Source organism: Gordonia sp. VNK1 (genome assembly GCF_040049135.1).
GTDB lineage: Bacteria > Actinomycetota > Actinomycetes > Mycobacteriales > Mycobacteriaceae > Gordonia > Gordonia oleivorans.
The window spans coordinates 1-10,051 of sequence record NZ_JBDZDJ010000046.1 but is presented as its reverse complement, the minus strand read 5'-3'; the positions used below and the strand labels follow the sequence as shown (position 1 = coordinate 10,051).

Sequence of the window (10,051 nt, the reverse complement as noted above, 5' to 3'; positions counted from 1 at the left end):
CGGCTTACCTGTCTCCTCGACGATCCGGACCGCCCCATCACGAAACTCCCGGTCGTACTTCTTCCGCTTCTCTGGCATCGTGCTCCTCATTATCGATGCCTCTACGGTTCGGGGGGAACCTCAACCCCCCACCAGTGGGGACTTTCTCATGGCCACGGACACCCCCGCATGCGCGGCGATCGTGCGCAGCCCCGGCGACGGTAACCCCACCGCCAGACCCAGCCACAACCGCAGGACTTCTCTGATCTCTTCCACAGCAACCTCCCGATAGCCCATGCCGCCGCCCCTTCCATGACTGCTCGTCACGGCCGAGTCAACGGGACCTGACCCCGGACCTTGGACACGTTGAATCCCGCAGTTCGCGGGGAGAAGCGAGATGATCAAGGTATGGCTCGGAGACACTATTCAGAGCAGTTTCGTCAGGACGCGGTGGACTTGTACGAGTCGACCCCCGGGGCCACGGTGCGCGGTATCGCCGCCGATCTTGGGGTCGAGCGCGGCACGTTGCGTCACTGGCTTGAGCGCTACGGCACCGGCCGCAAGACCGCTGCCGATGGCAGCGGGGCGGTCAGCCCGCTCAAGGCCCGCAACGGCGATGGGCCCGCTGTGGTGGGGCCAGAAAGCGCTGAGGCCAAGATCGCACGGTTGGAGAGGGAGAACGCGGCACTGCGTAGCGAGAAGCTCAAGCTGAGCACCGAACGGGAGATTTTGCGTCAGGCGGCCAAGTATTTCGCCGGGGAGACGAACTGGTGAGCCGCTTCCAGTTCGTCGCCGACCACCTCGACACCTACCCGGTCAAGTGGCTATGCGATCTCCTCGAGATCGCGTGTTCGTCGTTTTACGCCTGGCGCAAGGCGGCCCCGCGCCGGGCGGCTCGTGCGGAAGCTGATCATGTTTTGGCGCAACGTATTCGTGAGGTTCACGATGGTGACAGCACCTGTGGTGCACCGCGGATTACCGCGGAACTCAACGATGGGGTGGCGCTGGAGAACCGGGTCAATCACAAACGGGTGGCGCGGGTGATGCGCGCCCACGGCATTGTCGGTTATCGGCGGCGCCGTCGTGTGGTCACCACGATCCCTGAACCTGCCGATCGCATAGTCCCTGACCTGGTGGAACGCGATTTCACCGCGCCCGCCACGAACCGGGTGTATGTCGGCGATATCACGTATCTGCCGATCGCCGATGGCTCCAACCTGTACCTGGCTACGGTGATCGACTGCTACTCCCGACGGTTGACGGGGTGGGCGGTGGCCGATCATATGCGCACCGATCTCGTTGCCGATGCCTTGCAAGCGGCACAACAGACGCGAGGGTCGTTGTCGGGAGCGGTCTTTCACTCCGATCACGGCTCGGTCTACACCAGCAAGGCCTACGCCAACCTGTGCGCTGAACTCGGCGTGACCCAGTCCATGGGAGCGGTGGGCACCAGCGCCGACAATGCGATGGCCGAGTCGTTCAACGCCACGCTCAAACGCGAGGTCCTTCAAGATGAGCAGTCCTGGCCCGATGAGTTCACCTGCCGGCGTGAAGTCTTTGGGTGGCTCGTGCGTTACAACAACCGCCGAAGACACTCGTGGTGCGGGCACCAATCACCACTCACCTACGAAAACCGTTACGCTGCTACACTTCTACACGCAGCATAAATCCCACCCTGTGTCCAAGATCCGGGGTCAAGGCCCAACGGACAAAACAAGAGACCACCAGCGCAACGCGCCGGTGGTCCCATAACTGGCAATCCAGGTGGTCCCATCCCGATGGCAAAAATCAGCTCACAGCGGTCCCTTCACCGTGGCAAATGACACTCGCGGTACCTGACGCTTCGGCGAGAGTGTTGTCGGAGGAGTCGCGCACAGTGCTGACCGAGGGGTCGACTTTAAACTCGATCAGCCGGTCGGCATAGGCCAGCGATATGTATTGGGGGTTCATTTGGTCGACGCAAGACCATGAAGTACCCCAGGTTTAGTTCCTATGTGGTTGCGAGGGCCGGGGCGGCCGACTCGCAGATAGCTGAGGCGCCGTTGAGGGCGGCCTCGAACTCTGTGGGTGGTTGATAGTCGAGCGCTTCGTGTAGACGCTGTTGGTTGTACCACCAGACCCATTCGCAGGTGGCAAGCCCCACCTGCTCGACGGTGCGCCAAGGCCGACGCTGCCTGATCAGCTCGGTCCGTATGGTAGCCGCAACATGCCAACCGACGATCACGCGGGTGCAGGCATCGGTGACAAATTCGGTGTAGGCGAAGCCCTGCCAGGTTCGCACGCAGGTGATGTCGACGACCCATAGCTGGGACGACCCGTAGCTGGTTGGGTCGATCGGCACGAAACTGTCGCTGAACTCGGTCGGTAGGTCTGGCCGTGGTCGGGTCGGGACGGGTGGTGAAAGCCTTCGCTGCCCGCTGCACTCCGCGGACCCCGGCCAGTCGCATCAGCCGCCGGGTCTGATTCTCGGCCGATGTGGTGGCCGGCGCCGGCGGTGGTAGGTCCGTTCGATCCAGGTGACGATTGCGATCCGTAGCTGTTCACGGGTGTCCCAGCGTTGACGGTCGAGCACGTTGCGTTGCAGGAGCGCGAAGAAGATCTCCATAGCTGCGTTGTCCCCTCACGCCCCGACCTTGCCCATCGACCCCGTTGGACCGTGAGTATTCAAGGCGTGTAGGAATTTCCGCGACCGGAGCTGTGACCCTCGATCCGAGTGAACGATGCAGCCGGCCACCTCACCACGACGGGCCAGCGCGCTGTGCAACGCTGCCACGGCCAGTCGGGACTTTCATCCGGGAATCGATGCTGTAGCCGACGATCCGCCCTGAGTGCACGTCCTTGATTGCACACAGATAGAGCTTGCCCTCACGGGTGTGGTGTTCGGTGATACCAGTGAGCCACAACCGATGTGGCTCCTCGGCGGTGAAGTCGCGCTGGACCAGATCATCGTGGACTGGTGGTCCCGGTCGTCGGCCGTTACGACCTCGCTTCTTGCCGAACACCGACCACCAGGCGTTGTCGCGGCAGATCCGCCACGCGGTCCGCTCGGCCATCGACTCACCCACGGTGGCGGCTTCCCCGGCGAGGAATCGGTAGCCGAATTTCGGGTCCTCGCGGTGGGCATCGAACAGGGCATTCGCCCGATACGCCGCGGCCAGCTTGGCATTGGTGACCGGGCTGGCCAGCCACCGGTAGTAGGGCTGGCGCGAGAGCTGAAGTACCCGACACGACACGCGACGGCAATCCCGTCGGCGGCGAGCTCTTTCACGAGCGGGTACAGCCTTTTCCCGGCAGGTTCGCCTGCGATAGATACGCCGCCGCTCGACGCAGCACCTCGTTCTCCTGCTCAAGCAGGCGGATCCGCTTACGGGCCTCGCGCAGTTCAGCGGACTCGGTCGAGGTCACGCCAGGGCTGCGACCCCCATCAATATTCGCGCGTCGCATCCACTTGTGCAGCGTCATCGGGTGCACACCGAAGTCGTTGGCGACCTGCTCGATCGTGACGCCTTCTCCACGATCACGAGCCACCCGGATCGCATCGTCTCGGAGCTCCTGGGGGTACGGCTTGGGCACAGCTACATCCTTCCCGACCGCCCGAAGGCAAGCCAGATCAGATGTCACCTATCCGTGCAGCAGTCCCTAGCGACAGTCCCGCGCGGATACTGGGGAACTAAACCAGGAGTACGTTAAACGGTTTCGTTGTTCGGCCACCAGCTGGTTTTGCCTAGTAGTGTCGCGATGGCCGGCACGACGATGGTGCGCACTATAAAGGTGTCGAGCAGTAGTCCGATACCGATGATCAGTCCAACTTGGGTCATGATGGAGATCGAGCCAGCCATGAGGCCGAACATGCTGGCAGCGAAGATGAGGCCGGCCGAGGTGATGACCGATCCGGTGTTGGTGACGGTTCGTAGAACGCCGATTCGTATGTTGTTCTGGGATTCCTCGCGTAGGCGAGAGATGAGCAGCATGTTGTAGTCTGCGCCGACGGCGACGAGGACTATGAAAGCCAATAGCGGTACAGGCCAGGCGATCTCGGTTTTGAGGATGTGTTGGAAGATTAGGACGCCGATGCCCAGTGCCGCGGTGTAGTTGAGGACGACGGTTCCTAGGAGATACAGCGGTGCGATGAGTGCTCGGAGGAGAAGGATTAGGATCAGGCCGACGATGATGAGGGTTGCCAGTGCCAGGAGTTGAAAGTCGTCGGCGAGTAGGCGTTGCAGGTCGGCGTTGATGGCGGGGAATCCGGCGATTGCGATGTGGGAGTCCTCCAGGGTGGTGTTCGGTCTGGCGGCGTTTGCAACATCGGTGATGGTGTTGGTCAGTTGTATGGCTTCGGTGCTGTAGGGGTCGAAGCTGGTTTGTATTGCGTAGCGCACGGTATGGCCGTCGGGCGAGACGAATTGGCGAGCGACATCGACAAAGCGGCGGTCTGCGTTGGCTTGAGGTGGCAGGTAGAAGCCGGTCGCGGAGTCTGTTCCGGCGGTTTCGCGGGCGGAGGTTTGGAGTTGCGTGGCTAGGGTGGCCATCCCGGCTAGTTGCTGAAGGTTGCTGTCGATCAGCGCGGACACGCCGTCGGCGAGTTGTCGTGATCCTGCGGCGAGCTGACTCACGCCAGTTTGGAGTTGAGTGATCTTAGCGGGCAGGTCTTGGTTGTTGATGGTGCTCAGGGTGGAGTTGAGGGAGTTGACGGTTGCGGTGAGTTGGTCGGTGACCGTCGTGAGGGGTGTGTCTAGTTGTGCGAGTTGTGTTGACAGGGTGGTGATCTGGTCGAGCAGTCCACTCCCTAGTGTGGCGTTGAGGTCGCGAATCTGTGCGCGCAGGGTTGCGCACTGGGGGACTTGGGCGCACCAGGGCGCTGAGTCGAGGAGGGGTAGGATTGAGGTCACTGTTGTCAGCGCCGCGGATGTTTGGCGGGTCAGGGCGGCAAGTTGTGGGGCGTTCTGTGAGGCGCGGTCGAGTGCGGGCGCGGACGCGGCGAGCTGGCGCAGGAGTGGTTGGTACTGCTGGATTTGTTGACCGGCGGTGCTTGCTTGGGTGAGGATACCGGCGAGTGGCGTCAGGTTGAGGCGTAGCTGGGTGTCGAGTTGGGCCAGCCCGTCGGCGAGCTGGTTGGCACCGGAGCGCAACTGCTCGAGGTCGCCTTTTCGTTGCTGGCCGTCTGCGACGGCGCCTGCCACCTGGTCCCCGATCTGACCGTTCTGCCACGACAGCTCGGCCTGTTCGAGTTTGTCGCCGGTGGGGCGGGTGACGCCGATGACGCGAGTCACCCCGGGAATTTGGGATACCCGCGAAGCCATCTGCTCGAGGTCGGCAAGTCCGCTGGCGGTGCGTAGGTCGATCGGCGCATCCACCACAAGAAACTCAGCAACCGTCACATCTGTGGGGAAATGGCGGTCAAGCAGCGCATATCCCTGGTTGCTGTCGGTCGTCGCGGGTTGGCCCTGGCGGTCGTCATAGGTGATGTGGATACCCATCGCGATCGTGCTCAGCACGATCAGCCCCACCATCGTTATAGCGAGAAGGGGGACTGGGCGGCGGACGACAAGCACCGCCACGCGATTCCAGTACTTGCGCGTGAGGTCTCGTCGGGGGTTGCCCCAACCGAAGCGGGCTGCCCACTGCAGCACCGGCGGCAGCAAGGTGACAGTGGCGAGGAACCCGATGAGGATCGCGATCGCGCAGGCCGGACCCAAGGTGGAAAAGACGCTCAGTTCGCCGAACGCCATAGCCAGGAATGCCAGTGCCACCGTCGCCGCCGAGGCCAAGATGACCCGTCCGATCGTCGCTGTAGCGTCCACAAGAGCATCCGCGGTAGGCGCGCCTTGGCGCAACCGCTCGTGATAGCGGCTGATGAAAAAGACTGAGTAGTCCACCCCGGCCCCGAGCAGAATGACCGTCATGAATGCGACGGTGAACTGAGACACCGGCATTCCGAGCTCACCTAGTGCGGACAAGACGCCGCGGCCCACCCCAAGGCTGACACCAATCACCAGCAACGGCACCAGTGCTGTGAACAGCGATCGGTACACCACCAGCAAGATCAGGGCGATCAGCGCGACTGTGGCCAAAGTGATCACGACCAGGTCGCTCTCGGCACTCACGATCTGATCACTGAAGGTGGCTGCGGGTCCGGTGACATGAACCGCGGTACCAGTATCTTCAAACACCCGGCGTGCGGTTTCGCGGACGGTTTCCACCGCATGAGTCGCCGCCGGACCGCCCAGGGTCCCCGAGACCCCGACGGGCAGATACCAGGCCTTGCCATCCTCACTCAACGCCTGGCGGGCAGTGATCGGATCCGACAGCAAGTCACGAACCGATTGCACATCGTCAAAATTTTCACGGAGCTGTAGGACCAACGCGTCGTATCGCTCTCGCGTGACCTCTGTAAGCCCATTCGGGTTCTCCATGGTCACGAAGACAGTGGTCTTAGCGCCCTTTTCCCCGAATGCGCCACCCATTTGATCAAGAGCTTGAAAGGACGGAACCCCTGCAGGGATCGGATCTACCGATTGCTGCCGCACCACCGTCTCCAACTGAGGAAACAGCACCGCCAACACCACCCCGACAGCTATCCACACCCCGATGACCAGGGACTTGTGCGTCAAAGTGAACCGCGCGATTCGTCCCAACGTGGAGCTGTACTCGCTGCGCTCGACCAACGGCCGCCTTGCCAAGCGCTTGTCATCGGGACGATGGACCACCATACGCAGTACCTCACCAACTCATCTGGCCCACAGTGGAACCATCGGTAGCGCTACGCTACAAGTTGTAGCGTAAAAGTGGAAGGCGGTGAGGCTATGTAGGCGGGCGCCGCCTGTGCGCCGCAAGAAAGTCATCGACGAGGCGCTCGAGATCAGCGACATCCATCGCGCGAATCCCGGTGAGCTTGGCGAAGACCAGAGGGCCTGCCAGCTGAGTGATCGCCATGGTCAAGTCCGGATCGTCGAGTTCAGCGGCGGCCGCGCTACTTGTCAACACTCGATCAAAGGGTTCTCGGTACTGGTTGACTACGCGCATCCGCAACGGCCCCAATGCGTTTGGTTCTTCGCCAGGTTGCTTGGGAACCATTGCCAACCAAGCCAGTGTGGTCAACTGCAACGGAGCCTGTTCGATGAGAGCAGCCTGGCGTTGCATCAATGTGACCAGGTCATCGCGAATCGATTGCGAGGTTTCAGGGTTGTCCACCTGAGGCAACAACCGCTCGAAGGCTGCTGCCACCAGGTCCGTGGTGCTCTCAAAATGTCGATACAGCGTGGTGCGGGCTACGCGAGATAGCCGGGTTACAGCCTCCACGGTGACCGCTTCGACCCCACCGCTGCTGAGCAGGGTCGCGGCAGCATCCAACAACCGCGCCCGCGAGCGAACCCGCCTCGGGTCCACATCATCGATATCGGCGATCTCCACCCTTGCCCACTTCCCGCTCCAGACCAACAGCACAAACGATACCGTCGGTAACAGAACGAAACTGCGAGTGCTCGAACACCGAACGAGGACCGCAGAGAGGACCACCCAATGGGCTTCGATCAGCGGCTACCAGCGCACTCGCCATCATGTATGGGATGTGGCAGCGACAACCCCAGCGGACTCCAGCTCGAGGTATACAGGCATGACGACCACGTCTACGCTGATCTAACCTTCGACGAACGCCAATCAGGAGCACCCGGCCTAGCCCATGGCGGTGCCATCTCAGCAGCCTGCGACGACATCATGGGATTCACCCTGTGGATCGCCCGCACACCTGCAGTCACTCGAACACTCACCGTCGAGTACCGACACCCAGTGCCACTGCACACACCCGTGCACCTCGTCGCCACGGTCGTCGATAACACCGCTCGGGCACTCTCCATCAAAGCGGTCGGCACAGTAGGCAAGAAAGCGTATTTCACCGCGAACGCCGTGTTCGTGAAAGTTGACTTAAGTCACTTTCAGAACCACGGAGACCCGGACGCCGCCACAGACCTGATTACTCGATTCCTTCAAGCCGACTAGAATACCGTAACCGCGCCTGCATCTGGTGTTACCCGATACAGCAAGGCTGCATCAACCCTGAGGGCGAGACGTATCTAACCCATTCGCAGCGCCTTACCGCCCTCCCCGTGAACCGAGCGCTTAGCTTGTGAGGTGAGCCCTCCTGGGTGGTCCAGTCGTTGTGGGACTCTGTTGCTCGATTGTTCGAGCAGGAAGAATCAACGACGTCATGACATCGAACAAGCGCCGCCGGCACACGCCGGAGCAGATCATCCGCAAGCTCGCCGAGGGCAATATGCTCCTCGCCGCTGGTCAGGAACTCGACGAGGTGTGCCGGCACCTCGAAGTCGCGGAGTCCACGTGGCATCGCTGGCTGGCCCAGTACGGCGGCATGAAAGCTGATGACGCCAAGCGGCTCAAAGAACTCGAGGCGGAGAACGCCCGACTCAAGAAGCTCGTGGCCAACCAGGCCCTCGACATTGACATGCTCAAGGACCTGTCGTCGGGAAACTTTTGACCCCGAACCGTAAACGCCGCGCCGTGACGGTGCTGCAAGAACGGTTCGGGGTGTCTCAGCGTCGGGCGTGTGCGGTGGTCGGTATCCACCGCTCGACGATGCGCCTGAGGACACAACCAGCGGACGACGAGGACACCAGGCTGAGGGCCTGGCTACGCAGGTTCTCCACCGACCGGCCCCGGTGGGGGTGGCGGCGAGCAGCGAAGATGGCACGCAAATCCGGATGGGCGGTCAACGACAAACGTATTCGTCGACTATGGTGTGAGGAAGGACTTCGAGTGCCCCAGCGCCGCAAAAAGAAGCGGTTGACCGGCGTCGGTGTCACCGTAGGGGCGATGTGTCCTATCCGGCCGAACGTGATCTGGGCGATGGACTTCCAATTCGACACCCTCGCTGATGGTCGTACGATCAAGCTACTCAACATCATTGATGAGTACACCCGAGAGTGCCTGGCCATCGAGATCGGCAGGTCAATCGACGCCGACCAAGTGGTCGCAGTCCTTGACACGCTGGCTTTGACCCGCGGGGCGCCGGTCTACGTGCGGTTCGACAACGGCCCCGAATTCGTCGCCCACGCCGTACGCGACTGGTGCCGATTCACCGGCACCGGAGCCTTGTTCATCGACCCCGGTTCGCCATGGCAGAACGGCTGGATCGAATCGTTCAACGGTCGACTACGCGATGAACTGCTCAACTCGTGGCGCTTCGATTCTCTGCTCGAAGCCCAAGTGATCACCGAGGATTGGAGGACCGACTACAACACCGCCAGGCCCCACAGCGCCCACGGCGAACTCAGCCCCGCTGAATTCGCTCTACAGTGGACCACGACCCACCAATCCCAAGCCGCATAGCGACTGGACCACCAAACGGGTCCCCCTCACCATCAAGTCGCGCATCGCGCTGGAGCCGCAATGGCCGCCCATTCGGTGTGGATAGGTGTCGAGCAATGACTCGGACATTGTCATGGTCTCCCTAGTGGTGGTGGACACTGTGCGACGGGATCTGGCCGACAGGTGGTGGCACGGGTGTTCGAGCGGGCAGTAACCTGCGGCGGTAGCCCGCCGGAGCGCACACTATGCGCGGAATGCGTCGGACGGAGCTGGCCGTCCCGAGAAGATCAGAGGGCCGTAGGCATGCCGCAGGCCCGCCAGGATTTCCTCGAGGGGCAAGTCGTTGTAGACGCCGCGTTCGTGCACGTACTCCATGTGCGCGGAGCCGTCCGCCGCGTGCGCGTGAAACAACGCGTCGCGATCGCCGGTGAAGTCGATAGGTGGGACCCCGAATCGAGTGCACAATTCAATGTTGAACGCGGGTGTAGCTTTCAACCAGCGCCCCTCGATGTAGACGTGGCTGTATCCGTGATATACGAAGACGTCGGTTCCCATGAGTTCGCGCAGCGCGTCGGTCTGCAGATGATTGCGTACATCAGCGAAGCCGAGCCGGGCCGGTATGTTTGCCGCGCGGAACGCGGCTGTCAGTACGACCGCTTTGGGTACGCAGTACCCACGTCCGGACTCGATGACATGGCTGGCCCGGTAATGATCGGGCTTGTCAGAGACGGTGTAGGGGTCGTAACGGATC

Annotated in this window: 7 protein-coding genes and 1 pseudogene; 3 read left to right on the top strand and 5 right to left on the bottom strand. The window is 61.9% G+C overall.

Translation table 11 applies throughout. The features are described 5' to 3' along the window. Nucleotides 1-387 precede the first annotated feature (387 nt). Nucleotides 388-1,646, top strand: a protein-coding gene (locus ABLE94_RS26035) for an IS3 family transposase (protein ID WP_085949121.1) whose coding sequence is annotated in 2 segments (ribosomal slippage) — nucleotides 388-733 and nucleotides 733-1,646 — 1,260 coding nt in all. Because the reading frame shifts where the segments join, the coding sequence is not laid out codon by codon here. A 323-nt stretch (nucleotides 1,647-1,969) separates the two neighbouring features. Here the strand turns inward: ABLE94_RS26035 and ABLE94_RS26030 are convergent. From ABLE94_RS26030 to ABLE94_RS26015, 4 genes and pseudogenes are all read right to left on the bottom strand, one after another. Next, nucleotides 1,970-2,320 (bottom strand): integrase core domain-containing protein, encoded by a 351-nt coding sequence (locus tag ABLE94_RS26030; RefSeq protein WP_005194698.1) that lies wholly within the window; start codon nucleotides 2,318-2,320, stop codon nucleotides 1,970-1,972. Between the two features lie 105 nt (nucleotides 2,321-2,425). Then, a pseudogene (locus ABLE94_RS26025) lies at nucleotides 2,426-3,552 on the bottom strand (IS3 family transposase). Nucleotides 3,553-3,665: 113 nt separating this feature from the next. Then, nucleotides 3,666-6,689 carry an MMPL/RND family transporter gene (locus tag ABLE94_RS26020; RefSeq protein ID WP_005194693.1) on the bottom strand — a complete coding sequence of 1,008 codons (3,024 nt, stop codon included), beginning with the start codon at nucleotides 6,687-6,689 and terminating at the stop codon, nucleotides 3,666-3,668. Between the two features lie 91 nt (nucleotides 6,690-6,780). Continuing rightward, on the bottom strand, nucleotides 6,781-7,389 hold the full coding sequence (locus ABLE94_RS26015; RefSeq protein ID WP_005194691.1) for a TetR/AcrR family transcriptional regulator: 609 nt from the start codon (nucleotides 7,387-7,389) through the stop codon (nucleotides 6,781-6,783). Between the two features lie 108 nt (nucleotides 7,390-7,497). Between ABLE94_RS26015 and ABLE94_RS26010 the strand changes: the two genes are divergently transcribed. Together ABLE94_RS26010 and ABLE94_RS26005 are read left to right on the top strand one after the other, a co-directional pair. Further along, nucleotides 7,498-7,974: a PaaI family thioesterase gene (locus ABLE94_RS26010; RefSeq protein WP_005194688.1), complete on the top strand. Its 477-nt coding sequence runs from the start codon at nucleotides 7,498-7,500 to the stop codon at nucleotides 7,972-7,974. Nucleotides 7,975-8,182: 208 nt separating this feature from the next. Next, a protein-coding gene (locus ABLE94_RS26005; RefSeq protein ID WP_085949120.1) for an IS3 family transposase occupies nucleotides 8,183-9,321 on the top strand; the annotation gives its coding sequence in 2 pieces (ribosomal slippage) (nucleotides 8,183-8,453 and nucleotides 8,453-9,321; 1,140 coding nt in all). 222 nt (nucleotides 9,322-9,543) lie between these two features. Here the strand turns inward: ABLE94_RS26005 and ABLE94_RS26000 are convergent. Continuing rightward, nucleotides 9,544-10,051: transglutaminase-like domain-containing protein (locus tag ABLE94_RS26000; RefSeq protein ID WP_348810296.1), on the bottom strand; the 508-nt coding region annotated here is incomplete at its 5' end.